General features: G+C 62.7%; 28 protein-coding genes. 16 read left to right on the forward strand and 12 right to left on the reverse strand.

The features are described from left to right. Positions 1-28: 28 nt before the first annotated feature. From IQ292_RS07885 to IQ292_RS07935, 12 genes are all read right to left on the reverse strand, one after another. Positions 29-208, reverse strand: a complete 180-nt coding sequence (locus IQ292_RS07885; protein ID WP_203309781.1) for a hypothetical protein — start codon at positions 206-208, stop codon at positions 29-31. Beyond that, the gene (locus IQ292_RS07890) at positions 205-696 is read right to left on the reverse strand and encodes a hypothetical protein (protein WP_203309782.1); all 492 of its coding nucleotides are present in this window, start codon (positions 694-696) and stop codon (positions 205-207) included. Before IQ292_RS07890 ends, IQ292_RS07885 begins: the two co-directional genes overlap by 4 nt. Positions 697-868: 172 nt before the next feature. After that, on the reverse strand, positions 869-1,189 hold the full coding sequence (locus IQ292_RS07895; protein ID WP_203309783.1) for a hypothetical protein: 321 nt from the start codon (positions 1,187-1,189) through the stop codon (positions 869-871). 214 nt (positions 1,190-1,403) lie between these two features. Continuing rightward, complete coding sequence (locus IQ292_RS07900) at positions 1,404-1,955, reverse strand: hypothetical protein (protein WP_203309784.1); 552 nt, start codon at positions 1,953-1,955, stop codon at positions 1,404-1,406. Further along, a complete protein-coding gene (locus IQ292_RS07905) occupies positions 1,912-2,640 on the reverse strand; it encodes a helix-turn-helix domain-containing protein (protein WP_203309785.1) in 729 nt (242 codons plus the stop codon). Before IQ292_RS07905 ends, IQ292_RS07900 begins: the two co-directional genes overlap by 44 nt. After that, on the reverse strand, positions 2,637-2,792 hold the full coding sequence (locus IQ292_RS17895; protein WP_420853663.1) for a zinc finger domain-containing protein: 156 nt from the start codon (positions 2,790-2,792) through the stop codon (positions 2,637-2,639). The genes IQ292_RS07905 and IQ292_RS17895 overlap by 4 nt, the downstream gene beginning before the upstream one ends. Beyond that, positions 2,789-3,151 (reverse strand): VRR-NUC domain-containing protein, encoded by a 363-nt coding sequence (locus tag IQ292_RS07910; RefSeq protein WP_203309786.1) that lies wholly within the window; start codon positions 3,149-3,151, stop codon positions 2,789-2,791. The genes IQ292_RS17895 and IQ292_RS07910 overlap by 4 nt, the downstream gene beginning before the upstream one ends. Further along, complete coding sequence (locus IQ292_RS07915; protein WP_203309787.1) at positions 3,151-3,390, reverse strand: DUF2312 domain-containing protein; 240 nt, start codon at positions 3,388-3,390, stop codon at positions 3,151-3,153. Before IQ292_RS07915 ends, IQ292_RS07910 begins: the two co-directional genes overlap by 1 nt. After that, complete coding sequence (locus tag IQ292_RS07920) at positions 3,387-3,614, reverse strand: hypothetical protein (RefSeq protein WP_203309788.1); 228 nt, start codon at positions 3,612-3,614, stop codon at positions 3,387-3,389. Before IQ292_RS07920 ends, IQ292_RS07915 begins: the two co-directional genes overlap by 4 nt. A 279-nt stretch (positions 3,615-3,893) precedes the next feature. Further along, positions 3,894-4,367: an XRE family transcriptional regulator gene (locus tag IQ292_RS07925; RefSeq protein ID WP_203309789.1), complete on the reverse strand. Its 474-nt coding sequence runs from the start codon at positions 4,365-4,367 to the stop codon at positions 3,894-3,896. Next, on the reverse strand, positions 4,367-4,510 hold the full coding sequence (locus IQ292_RS07930) for a hypothetical protein (protein ID WP_203309790.1): 144 nt from the start codon (positions 4,508-4,510) through the stop codon (positions 4,367-4,369). Before IQ292_RS07930 ends, IQ292_RS07925 begins: the two co-directional genes overlap by 1 nt. Next, on the reverse strand, positions 4,507-4,674 hold the full coding sequence (locus IQ292_RS07935; protein WP_203309791.1) for a hypothetical protein: 168 nt from the start codon (positions 4,672-4,674) through the stop codon (positions 4,507-4,509). Before IQ292_RS07935 ends, IQ292_RS07930 begins: the two co-directional genes overlap by 4 nt. 185 nt (positions 4,675-4,859) lie before the next feature. Here IQ292_RS07935 and IQ292_RS07940 point away from each other — a divergent pair, with 185 nt between their 5' ends. From IQ292_RS07940 to IQ292_RS08015, 16 genes are all read left to right on the forward strand, one after another. Further along, positions 4,860-5,414 carry a helix-turn-helix domain-containing protein gene (locus IQ292_RS07940; RefSeq protein WP_203309792.1) on the forward strand — a complete coding sequence of 185 codons (555 nt, stop codon included), beginning with the start codon at positions 4,860-4,862 and terminating at the stop codon, positions 5,412-5,414. A gap of 86 nt (positions 5,415-5,500) precedes the next feature. Beyond that, a complete protein-coding gene (locus IQ292_RS07945) occupies positions 5,501-6,061 on the forward strand; it encodes a DUF3251 domain-containing protein (protein WP_203309793.1) in 561 nt (186 codons plus the stop codon). Positions 6,062-6,159: 98 nt separating this feature from the next. After that, complete coding sequence (locus IQ292_RS07950; protein WP_203309794.1) at positions 6,160-6,393, forward strand: hypothetical protein; 234 nt, start codon at positions 6,160-6,162, stop codon at positions 6,391-6,393. Beyond that, a complete protein-coding gene (locus IQ292_RS07955; RefSeq protein ID WP_203309795.1) occupies positions 6,390-6,698 on the forward strand; it encodes a hypothetical protein in 309 nt (102 codons plus the stop codon). The genes IQ292_RS07950 and IQ292_RS07955 overlap by 4 nt, the downstream gene beginning before the upstream one ends. After that, positions 6,698-7,039 (forward strand): hypothetical protein, encoded by a 342-nt coding sequence (locus IQ292_RS07960; RefSeq protein ID WP_203309796.1) that lies wholly within the window; start codon positions 6,698-6,700, stop codon positions 7,037-7,039. The genes IQ292_RS07955 and IQ292_RS07960 overlap by 1 nt, the downstream gene beginning before the upstream one ends. Continuing rightward, positions 7,039-7,305, forward strand: a complete 267-nt coding sequence (locus IQ292_RS07965) for a hypothetical protein (RefSeq protein WP_203309797.1) — start codon at positions 7,039-7,041, stop codon at positions 7,303-7,305. The genes IQ292_RS07960 and IQ292_RS07965 overlap by 1 nt, the downstream gene beginning before the upstream one ends. Positions 7,306-7,453: 148 nt before the next feature. After that, on the forward strand, positions 7,454-8,209 hold the full coding sequence (locus IQ292_RS07970) for a hypothetical protein (protein ID WP_203309798.1): 756 nt from the start codon (positions 7,454-7,456) through the stop codon (positions 8,207-8,209). 11 nt (positions 8,210-8,220) lie between these two features. Next, a complete protein-coding gene (locus IQ292_RS07975) occupies positions 8,221-8,955 on the forward strand; it encodes a hypothetical protein (RefSeq protein WP_203309799.1) in 735 nt (244 codons plus the stop codon). Beyond that, entirely contained in the window at positions 8,955-9,206 is a 252-nt protein-coding gene (locus tag IQ292_RS07980) for a hypothetical protein (RefSeq protein ID WP_203309800.1), read from the forward strand. Before IQ292_RS07975 ends, IQ292_RS07980 begins: the two co-directional genes overlap by 1 nt. A gap of 38 nt (positions 9,207-9,244) precedes the next feature. After that, positions 9,245-9,592, forward strand: a complete 348-nt coding sequence (locus tag IQ292_RS07985; protein ID WP_203309801.1) for an HNH endonuclease signature motif containing protein — start codon at positions 9,245-9,247, stop codon at positions 9,590-9,592. Further along, on the forward strand, positions 9,589-9,996 hold the full coding sequence (locus IQ292_RS07990; protein WP_203309802.1) for a recombination protein NinB: 408 nt from the start codon (positions 9,589-9,591) through the stop codon (positions 9,994-9,996). The genes IQ292_RS07985 and IQ292_RS07990 overlap by 4 nt, the downstream gene beginning before the upstream one ends. A 192-nt stretch (positions 9,997-10,188) precedes the next feature. Next, positions 10,189-11,205, forward strand: coding sequence for a hypothetical protein (locus IQ292_RS07995; protein ID WP_203309803.1), 1,017 nt, complete (start codon positions 10,189-10,191; stop codon positions 11,203-11,205). Then, positions 11,202-11,768: a hypothetical protein gene (locus tag IQ292_RS08000; protein ID WP_203309804.1), complete on the forward strand. Its 567-nt coding sequence runs from the start codon at positions 11,202-11,204 to the stop codon at positions 11,766-11,768. The genes IQ292_RS07995 and IQ292_RS08000 overlap by 4 nt, the downstream gene beginning before the upstream one ends. Further along, the gene (locus IQ292_RS08005; RefSeq protein ID WP_203309805.1) at positions 11,765-12,211 is read left to right on the forward strand and encodes a hypothetical protein; all 447 of its coding nucleotides are present in this window, start codon (positions 11,765-11,767) and stop codon (positions 12,209-12,211) included. The genes IQ292_RS08000 and IQ292_RS08005 overlap by 4 nt, the downstream gene beginning before the upstream one ends. Continuing rightward, positions 12,208-13,239 (forward strand): DNA cytosine methyltransferase, encoded by a 1,032-nt coding sequence (locus IQ292_RS08010; RefSeq protein ID WP_203309806.1) that lies wholly within the window; start codon positions 12,208-12,210, stop codon positions 13,237-13,239. The genes IQ292_RS08005 and IQ292_RS08010 overlap by 4 nt, the downstream gene beginning before the upstream one ends. A 199-nt stretch (positions 13,240-13,438) precedes the next feature. Next, positions 13,439-13,621, forward strand: a complete 183-nt coding sequence (locus tag IQ292_RS08015; RefSeq protein WP_203309807.1) for a hypothetical protein — start codon at positions 13,439-13,441, stop codon at positions 13,619-13,621. The last annotated feature ends 111 nt before the right edge of the window (positions 13,622-13,732 follow it).

The raw sequence follows: 13,732 nt of genomic DNA on the forward strand, positions 1-13,732 counted from the left end.
TTCTTCTCGGACAGTCGGAATGGGCATCCTACCCCTCCCTTTCGACGTGTGATTGGCGGCCAAAGCAGGCGACGACCCCCGAGCCCATGACGATGGATACGATCAGTCGACGCGCGATCTGGTCCAAAGTCGCGTTGCTCGGCGCGAAAGTCGCCAGCAAGCCAAACATGACCGTGAAGCCGATGCAGAACCTGCGGAAGTCGCTCACTTCCCCGCCTCCGCAAGAGCTCGGCCGCGTTTGATGGCAGCGAGGGCGATGCCAACGACGCTATCGTCTTCAACATCAGCATAGTCGGCAGGATAGCCCTGTGCCCCGACAAGCTTTCGCGCCTCGATCAGATCCCCATCTACCGGATCAAGCAGGGCGCGAGCCTTAGCGACCAAGCGGTCTTGGTCATCTGCGAAGGGCTGCGTTTCAGCTACCTCGCGAACAAATGCCTCAAGCGCCTCCATCCGCTCCCTGACCTCGTTGGTGGGGGTGGGCTGGGTGTAGTAGGGGTGATCGGCGGGGAGGCGGATAAAGACGCGGCCTTGGTTGCCCGTCCAGTTGCTACAGCGCGCTCCTGACGAGCGCCGCCATTCCCATCCTTCATCAGCTTGCCACATGAACTGGTCAGCATCCGCCAACCACTCCGGCCGCTTGCCGTTGACCGGGATAGGAACGCCCCAGTCGACCTTCGTATCTTGGGTCATCATGACCGCATCTCCCGAAAACCAAGAACGACCAGGACAGCAAGGCCAACGGCAATCAGCCCTAGAGCGACGGTCAGACCGTAGCAGGCGCTGTCAAAAGCTAGTCCCGCTCCGAGCAACATCAGGGCACACCAGCCGCTTGCGGCAGCAAGTCCTTCTGCCTCCCGACGCCCGCTCATTCCCCATCCTCCTTGGTCTTTGTCTCTTGGGTGGGGAGGGTGATTGCTCGGAGAATTGCACGGGCGCCGACGCGGCCGGTCCAGTCCATGTCGAGGCTATCGTCGATGATCTCAGCGAGCCGGTCCTCGTCCAGCAAATCACCAAGGATTTCTCCCAGCATCTGCGCCGCCTGATCCACGGTCAGCAGGTTCGTGCCGTACCGCTGGTGCGGGTAGTCCGCCCGAGTCGCGCATAGATCGGCAGCGACGCCCTCTGGCAGAGGCGTGGCTACAAATCGGTTTGCCAGCGCGTTCAGCGTATGCGCCATCTCCTTCATCGTGTTGTCTCCTGAGAATACAATGAGTTAGCCTTTACGAGCGCGTCCTTCGGACCAGGCTGTCGCCCTGCGGGCCGAGCCCGTGCCGGTCTCGTCGCTTCGCGCTTCCATCCTTCGCGCAGGGTGCGGGTGCATCGTTGCGCCACAGCCCCAGCACTTCGGATTGTCGAAGCTGCGGCAGCCACAGTGGCAGACCCAGCGTTCGGGGGAGGGGTCATGCATTGGCCGCCTTGAACGGGCCGTGGTACAGCGCCCGGCTAACGTAGCTGCCGTTGCGGAGCCGGCGCATGGCGCCCTGCTCGACCGCGATCCGCTTCCAATGCTCGGGAACGTCACCAATAGGCTGACCATCCGTCAGATTGGCGATCCAGCGGTCGAACTGGTTCGACGTGTAATCCTGGCACAGCCGCATCGCGACTTCCTGATCCGACACCGGCGGCCGGTATTCAGCGATGATGTCGAGGCACTGACGCGGCGTTGGGAACCAGTCGAGCGTCATGCAGGCCGTGCGGGCCATATAGGCCAGCGCCTCGTTGCTCTGCCCGCCAAGGATGCTGGCGTAGACCGCGGCCTTCCGCTTGCCGGACATCTCGTCCAGTCCCTTCGACGGCAGGGCCGCAGCCATGAATTCCAGGTGGCGGGCAAGCTGGTCGATCGTTGCTGTCGCCGGCCGCTCGGGCTGCGAGGTCTGCGCCCATTCGCGCAGCGCATTGCACTCGTCGTCAGTGGTGGGGAGCCGCAGATCGGGCTTGTCCCATTTCGCCAAGGGCGCTGAGGAAGCCATCTCGGGATTGCGGAGCCGATCCACGATAGCGCTGAACTGGTTCATGTCGGTCTTCCTTCGGAGGGAACAGGCCCTGCCATGAGTTGAGGATGGAGTTGTTCAGGACATCACCTGGCGGGTATCCGGCCTCCGCCAGCTTGCGGAGTTTGCCGATCGCAAGGTCGCGGGCTTTCGCGGTCATGGGCTTGCCAATCCGGCGCCGCATTTCCTCGTATCCGTCCCATTCTGCTTCCGGGATGTCGCTCGGCGGAACAAAGGACGGCGCGACCGCGCGCTTCTTCGGAGAAGACGAAGTCTTCGGAGAAGTAGGTTCCTTAACAGTATCCGTGCCCCGTTTTTGGGGGGCTTTCGGTTCAAAAACGGGAGGCTTCCGGTTTTGGAAGGCTTCCGATTCCGGATGGCTTTCAAGGTTCAGTTGGTAGACCTTGACCTGTTTTGTGCGACCGGCACGCTCCCCGGTATCTGCGATAAGACCAGCGGCAACGAGGCGGTCCAAAGCGGTCGTTGCCGTCTTGTGATCCATCTCGCCAAAGGCGGCGATTGCAGCGGTCGAGGGATAGGCGCAGCCGTGTTCATCGGCATAGTTGGCGAGCGCCAGCAACACCGACTTGGTGGCTAAGCCCCCGGTCTTCTGCTTTGCAGCCCATGCCAAAGCCGCGAAGCTCATGCGGGCTTGCCCCCAGCGGCGAGAACGTAGCGGTCCGCATGAATGGCCGTGCGAGGCTTACCCCGCGCGCCGATGCACTGACTGCCGGGAAAGGTGCCGCAGGTAGGGCAGAAGCGCTTGAGCGCAGCTAGGCGACGGCTAACAGCAGTCATGCACGCACCGGCACGTTATGGCTGCGCAGGAACGCCGCTACGTCCTCAATGGAGCGTGCGACGGTCCAGCCGCCACCAGCGCTGACGATCGCATCGCAGGCGTCCTTCTGTGCGTCAGTCAGCTTGCCCTTGGCCGTCTTCAGCTCGACGGCGAAGAACCGCCCATCCCAGACGATCAGAATGTCGGGCGTGCCGTTCTTGACGCCGGCCTGCTTCATGCGGCGGGACTGGATAGCCCGACGCTTCACGTCGCCGCCCAGGAACGCACCATTAGCGGTTGCAGTCCACCATGAGGCACGCGGCAGAGCCACGTTGAGATAGGCGGCGACAGACGCCTGTAGGGTGTCCTCGGGGCGCATTAGAAGAGCCCCAGCTGCTCGCCATAGGTCTGGACCAGCGCTTCCTTCTCGGCGCGCTTGTCACGGTCCATGGCGCGGAGCTTGATGCACTCCTTCATGGCGGGAGCGTCGAAGCCAACGGCCTTGGCCTCCGCGAAAACATCGCGGATGTCGTCGTTCAGGCCCTTGCGCTCTTCGAGCAGACGCTCGACGCGTTCCACCAAGAGCCGAAGCTGGTCGGCTGTGCTGTTGTCGGTCATGCGGGGTTCGCCAGAATGACGCCATCACGGACAAACCGGATGCCGTCGTTTTCGAAAGCCTTGACCGCAGTGGCGACCTTGGCAGTGCTGACAGGGTTTCCCGCTTCGAACAGACGCAGGGTCGTGATCGGGAACCGTGCCTTGTGGCAGAAGCCTTCGCGGGAATACCCGAGAAGGGCGCGCGCAGCCTTGAACTGGCGCGGCGTGATGAGATCAGGCTTCATGCGCGCCACCCCAGGTTAGCGACACGACCGTCAGCGACGCACTGGCGCAGCTTGTCGGTCATGGCATCGCGGCGGGCGCGGGCAGCAGCGATACGGGCGGCGTTGAGGGCGCGACCAGCATCGGACGGGGTAGGGGTGGGCGCGGCAGGGCGCAGACGATCCCAGAGAGACATTAGCGAGCCTCCTTGCGAACCGGCAGGGGCTCGCTGACAGGGTGAAAGGTGAAGGTGCCGCTGCGGGTCTTCACGACCAGAAGGGCAGGCAGAACGACGGCGGGCGTCATGCTGCGAACCTCGATTGCTCGATCAGCACGTCCAGCGCTTGCCGGGCCTCGCGCAGCTTGGGGGCAAGTACCCGCAGCTCGTTGATCGTGATCTTGACGCCGCCATCGCTTGCAGGGGACTGCGCCGCGATCAGGGCATGCAGCACGCCCGACAAGCTCATGGTCGCGTCCTGTGCGTCGTCGTTCGTGCAGTCGGTCGGGATGGCGCGCGAACCGCCCAGCGCAAGGAACGGATCCAGCGCGGCGGGGCCAAACTCATATTCGACATTGGCGAGCGTAACGCCGTCGAGGTTCGTCGCCTCGGTGCGGGCGTTCTTCACCGTGCCGGCGGAGCAGCCAAGGCGCTCGGCAAGCTCGGCGTCATGCAGACCGTGCGCAGCCTGAACCCCAATGATGATCTGCTTTACCGCAGCGCGGTAGGACTTTGTGGTGGGACGGCTGCGACGGGGCAAGCCATTGGCGAGAGGCATCAGTATACGCTCCCATTGTGATGATGATTTTCGAACCGGTCCTGATCAGCGTGTTCGTCGCTGCCGCCCATGAGGGCGCAGAAGATCATTGCGGCTATGATGCTGGCCAGCAGCCAACCGGCGAGGAAGTAGAGGGCGATCATGCCGACACCGGCGCTTCAGTGCGGCTTAAAACCCTCTCAAATGCAGTGATGATATTGAGGGCCAGCGCGATGCGCTCGGCGGCCTTCTCGTCTGCGGCGTCGGCATAATGGTAGCCATGAGACATAACCTGCTTCCCGACGTGCGTGAAAGCCGGCGAAGTCATGCCGCCTGTCCTTCGACGGGGCGGGGCCGACGCGCTGCGGCAGCTTCCGCAAGCTCGCCAAGGTCGGCTAAGCCTTCTGAAGCAAGCGCCGCCCAATGTTCAGCAGGAATGCTATCACGGGCCGCCCAAGAGCGGACTGTATGCAATGACAAGCTGCGAAGCTGCGCAAGGCGATCGACGCCGGCTTGCGTCACGATTTCCGAATGCGTCCTCATTTTCCAATGATGCATTATGCACTATCAGAAAGCAAGTGCCTTTTGCATCATGCGCGGTTCTATCGCGAGGGGATGGGCACCGCGAATGATAGACTGCGCCAGGCGCGATCAGCGAAATACGCAACCGCGGTGGACGCGGCGCAGGCAATGGGCATCAAGCCGCCGACTTACATTCAGCATGAGAACGGCACACGCGGGTCTGGCAGTATCCCTCGGGCGGCCGCGCAGCGATATGCGGCATTTTTCCGCGTCAGCTTGGACTGGTTGCTGACTGGGAAAGGCGAAGGGCCAGACGCGACGGCAGAGCCTAGTGTCGAAGACCTAGAGCAAATGATCCGCGAGATCGTGGACGGGGAGTTGACCGTGCCGCTGCGACTCGCGGACTTGCCGCATATCTTTGCGCCAGCTTTGCATGAGCAGCTAGAGCGCTTTCGATCGGATCGCGCCAGTCAGCAGGGCGGCGGGACAAAGAGCGCTCTCGGTAAAGGCGCTCAATCTCTCTCTCCCACCAAGCAAGCCGACTAGGCAAGATCGCACACGACATTAGACAGGTTGAGCAGCCTATTTCGCAGGCCGGCTCACTTAGCGTAAGGGGGCTCGGGGACTGATCCATGTTCTACACATGTTCCTTGAAATCCAACAAGTCCATAGCCTTATTTGCTGCCGTTATGGCCCTAGCGTCATGCGCCAAGCCGGCCTCACAGGGGGATCGATCTGCTGAGCTGGAAGCCAGGTTGCAGGTGTTGGAAGGCGAGGTGGGCAACCTGCGTAACGAACTATATCAGAAAACGTATAAGACCACGGAGACCGTATGGCTGACACCTACGGAAAAGGGGTTCGGATTTCTTGAAACCGAAGCGGGAACGTTGGCCTTTAGCGTTGAAGGTATACACGCGAGAGGTGATGGTTCGGAGGTAGACGTTCGCATTGGCAACGCGACTTCGGCAACCATCACGGGCTTGAAATTCCATGCGGCTTGGGGGCCTGTGGGCTCTGACGATGCTTTCGTGCAGGGGCGCTACAGGGAGGCAGACAAGGACATAAGCGGCGCCATCCTCCCTGGATCGTGGAATCGGCAAACGCTTTTGTTCGCGGGTATCCCGCCAGCCCAGATGGGGCGGATCGTACTGTCCAAGCCAGAGATCGGATCAATCCGGCTCAACACCATGTGATGCAAAAAATGCGACCATGATGCATTTTGCACTTGCTATTACGTGATGCATAATGCATTACGTCTCCACACCGGCACTGAGCCGGCAGGAGACGCAGGATGGCTCTCAATTGGAATCAGCCGCTTCGCACGAAGCATAGCCCGTCGCGTGAAGCGACGTTGTTGGATGGATCTGGCCCGCGCGGCCAGCGCCGCGTCGCGGTGTTGGGTGACTTCGCCGCATCGCGCCCGAAAAATGACCCCAAGAGCCAGTGGCTCACCACCTTCCTCTACAACGAGAACGGCACGCTCGACGCTGATACCGGCGCTTTCACGCTGGAGAATGCGGCATGACCCACATCCCAAGCCCCACCGGCTGGACGGGTGACACCGCTGCCCTAACGATCGACCAGATAAAGGACATGGCGCTTGGCTTGGCGCGTGAGCTGCCGGCCATGGCCCAGGTCGAATTGATCCGCGCGCTCAACGAGAACCTGTCGTTCTCCTACGGCTCTGATCGCATCGAAAAGGGGTGCGACATGGTCGAGGACGATCTGCGCACCGAAGAGCAGCAGGCGACCGACCCGTGGCACTTCCCGCGGTTGCCGACGATCACGACCCGCGCCGTTCCTCTCAACCCTGATGCGTGGAGGGCGTGATGGCTTCTACATTTATCCGGCCTTCTGACCCTTCGGCGGTACGGCTTGTTGTTTGTGCCCCTATCGGCGCGGACTGCGGCCAGTGGACAATCGAGAATGGTCCCGGCCGGCTGGCCGACTTTGACAAGGAATACGTTAACTTCGGCGGCTACTTTGGTCAGCACGATCCGCACGTCTTTGCCGCAGCGCCTGAGCTGCTGATCGCCGCCCAAGCAGTGGTCAAGGCCGCTACTAAGCGTGCTCTTCATGGTCGCGATCATGTCCCGTCAATGCGCGACGAACAGGACGCGCTTGGCAAGCTGCGCGCAGCCATCTCCCGCGCCACTCAGGGAGACGCCTGATGAGCGAACAATATCTCATGCTCAAGTGGGGCACCCTCAAAGGATGGAACCTCACCGGCAACGAAGCCGCCATCGCTGCTGCCCAGCGGTACAACGGGGCTGGCCTCACGTCGATGAGCGCCATGGCGCAGCACGACAACGCGGAGCAGAAGCAAGCCATTTGCGACATGATCGACGCCATTGACGGCCCTATCACCAATGATTGGTCTGGCGAGAGCATGACCAAGGACGAGGCCAAGGCCTACGTCATGGGATATGACCGGTGACCGCCGCCCTCTGCCTCTACGCTGCTGGCATCACCGCTTTCGTCGTCTGCCACGGCTGGTGGCGCAACCCCACTGATCATCTCACCCGTACGCTGTCCTTCATTAGATCGGCAGCCTCTCACCTGTTCAGCAACAAAGGAAAGCGGGCATGAACGCGCTGACCAAAATCGAACCGGCAACTGGCTTGGCGCTACTGCGCGCACCATTTCCGCCCAATCAGATCAGTAAGCTGCCAAAGCCGACGAAGCAGCAGACTGAAGCCGTCAAGAACGACTTCAAGAAGGGTGTTCGCTGCAAAATTTGCGGGACGTGGCATCACCCTGAAGTGATCCACCTGGATTATGTCGGGCATGCCGCGCTGACTGACCGGCTGCTAGATGCTGATCCCGCATGGTCATGGGAGCCGCTGGCAACGAACGAAGGACTCCCCGCGCTTGATCGCAATGGGGGGCTTTGGATCAAGCTGACTGTCTGCGGCATCACTCGCCTAGGCTACGGTTCCGCTGACGGCAAAAGTGGCGGCGATGCGGTCAAAGAGATTATCGGCGATGCCCTCCGCAATGCCGCCATGCGGTTCGGCGCGGCACTCGACCTTTGGCACAAGGGCGACTTGCACGCTGACGACGAGCCGGCAGCGGAACAAGATCGACCCACACCGCAACATGATCCTGCGACGCCTGCGTTGATTACCGATGCGCAGCGGCAAGAACTGATGACACTTGCCACAGCCAAGAACATTGACGCCCGCACCCTGTGCGAGGTCGGCAAGATCGACGCTGTGAAAAACATGCCCGCCGGGATGTTCGACAAGGCCAAGCAGTGGATCGCCAAGCAGCCGAAGCGCGAGCTTGCGCCGGCTGGCGGGCAGGCCAGCGACATCATTGACGACGACATCCTCTATTAAGGAGAACGGACGTGGCAACTGCACGTAAGGCCGTTATCGGCGACAACAACCCGCCCGAGCCGACTCCTTTGGAGGCGTCGCGCGAGGAACTGAGCAACCTTGAACTGGAAGCTGGCAATTGGTTCGACGGCGCTGAGGTCGAGAACCAGGCGCAGGCGGACGAGGTTTCCCGGCTGATCGACACCGCTCGCAAGGCAGGCAAGCGGTTCGATGGTTTCCGCAAGGCTGAGAAGCAGCCGCACATGGATGCCGCGAAGGCTGTGGACACGGCGTGGAAGCCGCTGACCGATGCAGCCGAACGCGTGGCAGAAGTCGGCAAGGCCGCCCTGACGCCGTACCTGATGGCGCAGGAGAAAGCCAAACGCGAGCGCGAGGCCGAAGAGCGTCGCAAAGCAGATGAGGCGGCTGCGGAGGCCCGACGATTGGCGGCGGAGGCCGATGGTTCGCTTGCTGCCGCTAAGGCCCGCGACGAGGCTATCGAGGCGGCGAAGGCTGCTGAAGCCAAGGCTGCTGCTGCCGAGCGTGAGAAGGCGGGCGCAAAGGGGCAGGGCATGGCCCGCACCGTCTCGCTACGCACCACGTGGCGGGGTCAGGTCACCGACCGCCGCACCCTGCTCAACCACATTGCTCGCACCAGGCCTGACGACTTGTCGGCTTGGCTCGACCAGTGGGCCGCATCGGCCATCCGCGCGGGTGCACGCGATCTGCCCGGCGTCGAAATCTACGAAGAGAAGGTAGCTGCATAATGGAACGTCTCGACGCGCTTTGTGTCCGTGAAAGCAACGGCAAAAGCTATTTCACCAAGATCGGCGCCGCCTTCCCGAACAGGGACGGCAAGGGCTGGTCCATCCTGCTCGACGCGGTGCCCGCTTCGATCGATGGCCAGTACAAGATCATGCTTCGCGAACCGCTGCCGAAGGATGGCGATCGGCAGCAATCGCAACAGCGTAGCCAGAATAGCGCGCCGGCCGACGAATACGACGATTGGGGTCGGTAATGCCGCTTACGCGCCGCACGCCTTTGCAGCCTAAGCCCATGGCACCTCGCGCCACGCCTGTCCGCAAGGCAGGCAAGCGGCGGGTGGCTCGTGGGGTCAAACCGGATGCCGCCGCCCTCGCCTATTGGGCGACGCTTGGCGACCTCTGCGAGGCGTGCGGCACCACCGGCACTGTCGTGCATCACATCCTCGCCAACGCACCGGGGAAGGGAAGCCGCCGCGATCACATGCTGGTCGTGAAGCTCTGCCCCGACTGCCACAACATGAAGGACGGTAGCGTGCATCTACTCGGTTCTGAGGCAGCGTTCCTGCGCGTCCGTGGTGTCGATCTGGTCCAGATCGCTATCGATCGCCGCGACGAATATCTGATGGGGGAACTGCTGTGAGCCTCAGATATCCGGCCGTGAAGCTTCGCGGCCCTAGCCAGCGCGCCTACGCCAAGCAGCTGATTGACCAGGCGCCGGATGGCTATGTCGTAAGGATTGCAGCCGAGACGCGCCGCGATGCGCAGAACCGGAAGCTGTGGCCGATGCTGAGTGATCTGCAACGCCAAGTGCCGGCGATGGCGACCTATTCCACCGAGGACATTAAGCTCCGCTTCCTGAACGCGCTGGGCAGCGAAATGCGCTTCCTGCCGGCGCTGGAAGGCGAGGGCATGTTCCCGGTCGGCCTCCGGTCTTCAACCCTTACCGTGCAGCAATTCAGCGCACTGGTCGAACTGATCTACGCGTTCGGAGCCAAGCATGACGTGCGCTGGTCCGAGCCTCATCCGCTGAAGGAGGTTGCATGACCTACCGCGACATTCTGGCGCGCTCTGAACGCCTGCGTCCTGACGGGACGCCTGTGTGGCCGCTCGGCTTCCGCGACCGCCCGCGAACGATTGAAGCCCGACAGGGTGGAGACGCGCATGCGGCTCCATCGCGCAGCGACGAAAGCGTGACCCGCAGGGGCGCGGCACCCCTCTATTCCAAGGACCATCCCCATGCATAGCACCAAGGTAGAGCTACTACCGTTCCAAGCGCGCGTGCAGCCTTGGATGATGGCATGCTTTGGCGAGATGATCGCGGGCGACCGCGAGGAGCGCAATCACCGCTTTCTGGAAGAGGCGCTCGAACTGGTGCAGTCGCTTGGATGCACGTCGAGCGAGGCGCACCAGCTGGTCGATTACGTCTATGGGCGCGATGTTGGCGATCCTCCCCAAGAGGTTGGCGGCGTCATGGTTACGCTTGCGGCTCTATGCCTAGCCAACAACCTCGACATGCATGCTAACGGCGAAACCAAGCTGGCCCGCATCTGGACGAAGGTCGAGGCGATCCGTGCCAAGCAGGCCGCAAAGCCGAAGCATTCGCCGCTGCCCATGCATGTTGCTTCCTCACACGGGGGAGAAGAACTGCGGGAGGCAGCACAGTTCCTGTCGGATCGGCTTGACGACCTGGAGTGGATAGAAGGCGACCTGGAAGCCACGTTGCGCGACTTCATGGGGCACGTTGATCCTGCGCATGCTCGCCTAAGATCCCTTCTCGCATCACCGCCCCCGGTCGACAGGGCCGAGGCGATTCCGGCCGGAATGAAGCCGTGGCATGGCGGAGATTGCGCCCCGTCCGATTGGGACGGTGGGCCGGTACTTCTGGGGGATGGGCGGCACTATGCCGCCAATGTCATCGCAGGCGAGCGACTGGCTTGGTCGCATCGGGGCGGCGAGTGGGCGCATGGTGACATCGTCGCCTACACCCCCAAGCCCGCCGCCCAACCGTTAGAGGGGCTGACGAGCGATCAGACCTTCACGCTCGCCGAAGTCAAGAAAATGTGGGCGACCGCTGTCGAGGCGGGCGGCATCCTTGCGGGCAAGGGCGACGGCACGCCTGATCGCGCAACGGTCGAACTGTGCATCGACATCTTGCGCGGTAATTTCGGGGCCGGCCGCGGAGGCGAGGCCCTGCAACAGCGCGATGATGACATCGCCATTCTGCAAAGTCTGCTGACGGAGGACGCACGATGACCACGCATCAGGAATGGCCCGAGCGCGCCATCCGCATCGCCGAAGAGCTTGAATTCCGCGTCATGACCGAGCGTGACAGCTCGCTGTGGTGCAGCCTGTGCAACGCCGATTGCGGTGCGGACGGGCGTGGCCATGCACGGCACTGCGTCCTGTTCAACGACGCTGATGCGGAGGGGCTGACGAAGGGGGAGGGGGTGCCCGCGCGACAGATGCCGTTCGGCCTTGCCCCGAGCGATGACGAGCTGCGGACGATGCACGAGGCGAGCAAGCACGACATCATCCCGGTCGGGTCTACGATCCGCGTGCTTATTGGCGAAGTGCTATACCATCGCGCCAATGCCGCAGCCGCATGGAAGGAAGCGACCGCCATTGCCGACGATGCCGCGATCAAAGCGGCTGCGCTGGAAAAGGGCCGGCTCGCTTCGGCCCGACTTCAAATCACCGAAGAAGGTCGCGCGATCGAACGCGCCAAGGCGGATGTTCATGCGACCGAAGCCGCATCGGCAACGGCAATCGCGCGGGCGATCTATGCACGCGCTCAACAGAACGGGGTGACGGCATGACAAGCCCAACTGACGCCGCACGCGCGGTTTTCGACCAGTGGGACAAGCACCCCGACGCGCCGCAATACTGGCACCACCTTCCTAGCTGGGTGCAGGAACTGGCGGCTGCATGCGCGTCCCCGTTAGAGTGGCTGACGAGCGGGGAGGGGGTTAAGTGGCGAGAGCGCTGGTACGGATCGGAGCCGCAGCGCGGATCGGCCATCGTAGATGAGCGCGGAAACCTCGTCGCCTATCTTGGCGGCGATGAAGCAACGCACACCATCACCACCGCCATCGTTGCGGCGCACAACGCTGCCCTCGCCGCCAGCCCGTCCAATCATGCGGGAAGCGTGGGGGAGGCGAAACGCTGCGCAACATGCGGCGACACCAGCCCGCTCGCTGAATGCGCCGATTGTGGGGCGTACCCCATCGACAGCCGCGCTGCACAGGAGAAGGTGGTATGAGCGGGGCATACTACAACGAGATTGATCCAGACGCTGCGCACATCATGCGCGCGCTGATCGCAGACGGCGTCCTCGCATCTGGCGAGGTCGACACCCGGCCTATTCAAGAGGTAGCCCCTGATGACCTCCGCTCGTTCACGCAGTGCCATTTCTTCGCAGGAGGCGGCCTCTGGTCCGTTGCAGCTCGACTGGCTGGATGGCCTGACGACCGGGAACTCTGGACCGGTAGCTGCCCCTGCCAGCCGTTCTCGATCGCGGGGAAAGGCGGTGGTGCCAAAGACCCTCGGCATCTGTGGCCCGACTTCCTTCGCCTCATCGGTGCCCGCCGGCCCGCTGTCGTCGTGGGAGAGCAGGTTGCGGGACCGGCTGGCTATGGTTGGCTCGACGGAGTGCGCGCTGATCTGGCGGGAGAAGGCTACGCCAGCCGGGGCGTCGATATCCCGGCTTGCGCCGTGGACGCCCCCCATATCCGATCGCGCCTCTACTGGTGCGCAGTGGCCGACCCCAAAAGCGTCGAATGCGGGTCCAGACTTCGCGAAGATGACGCGATCCGCGACGGGACTCTCGTTGCAGACGGTCATGGCTGCGACGTGGTCTACGCCGCGGGCTTCGGATGGGGAGAAGGGCGGTCCCAACCAGAGCTTCGGGGCAGGCGGCCAGCCTTTGCCAGCGCAAATGCACCAAGCGGCTACCTGGGTCACACCAACCGTAGCGGAGCGAGTTCGCAACCCGAAGACGCTGGCCAAGTGCGCCGACTTCCGGAAACGCAACGCGAACCAGAACTCAGTGCCGCTCTACCTCGGCGAGCAGATGGCCGAAACGGAAGCTGGTGGGCAGACCACGACTGGATCGCCTGCCACGACGGAAAGGCGCGGCGCACCGAACCCGGCGCACGCATGCTGGTTGATGGGCTTCCCGGCCGAGTGGGTCTCTGGCGCGTGGCGGGCAATGCAATCTCGCCCATCCTCGCGGCGGAGGTCATCGGCGCGCTGATGGACACGCTGCCTGCCGAAAGGCTCGCCGCATGACCCTGAACCACGACGTATCCGCTATATGCGATAGCGTTTGCCCCGATGCTGACGATCCTTGCCGGTTTTCGGCTCAACTCCGCTATCAACCAGGTCCCGGCAAACAGGGGTTCGTGATAGGGCGTGGGCTGACACCGGATGCGGCCATAGCAGATGCTTGCCGGCTCGTGCGAGAGGCGCTTGCCGAGGGAGGCCAGCAATGATCCGCCCTGACATAGACGGACGCATGGCAATGCGCCTGCGGGAGATAGCCGCGCTTGAGGTCGACACGGTCGAGGTGTCGGACGGCGCACGCATCATCATGTCTGGTACAGAGAAAGGCCGCATCATCAATCTCGTAGCCGACCTTCTGGAAGAATACATCATGGAGCGGAAGGCATGACACTCCCCTTCGACATCACTCCGCCCCAAGGCGATATGCGCGGCTACACTAGGCTAACGGTAGGCGATGGCCGTCAGATCGTCGCACACGATACCGGCCCTGATGCTGAAG

Origin of the sequence: Sphingomonas beigongshangi (assembly GCF_016820445.1) — a bacterium.
GTDB classification, from domain to species: Bacteria; Pseudomonadota; Alphaproteobacteria; order Sphingomonadales; family Sphingomonadaceae; genus Sphingomonas; species Sphingomonas beigongshangi.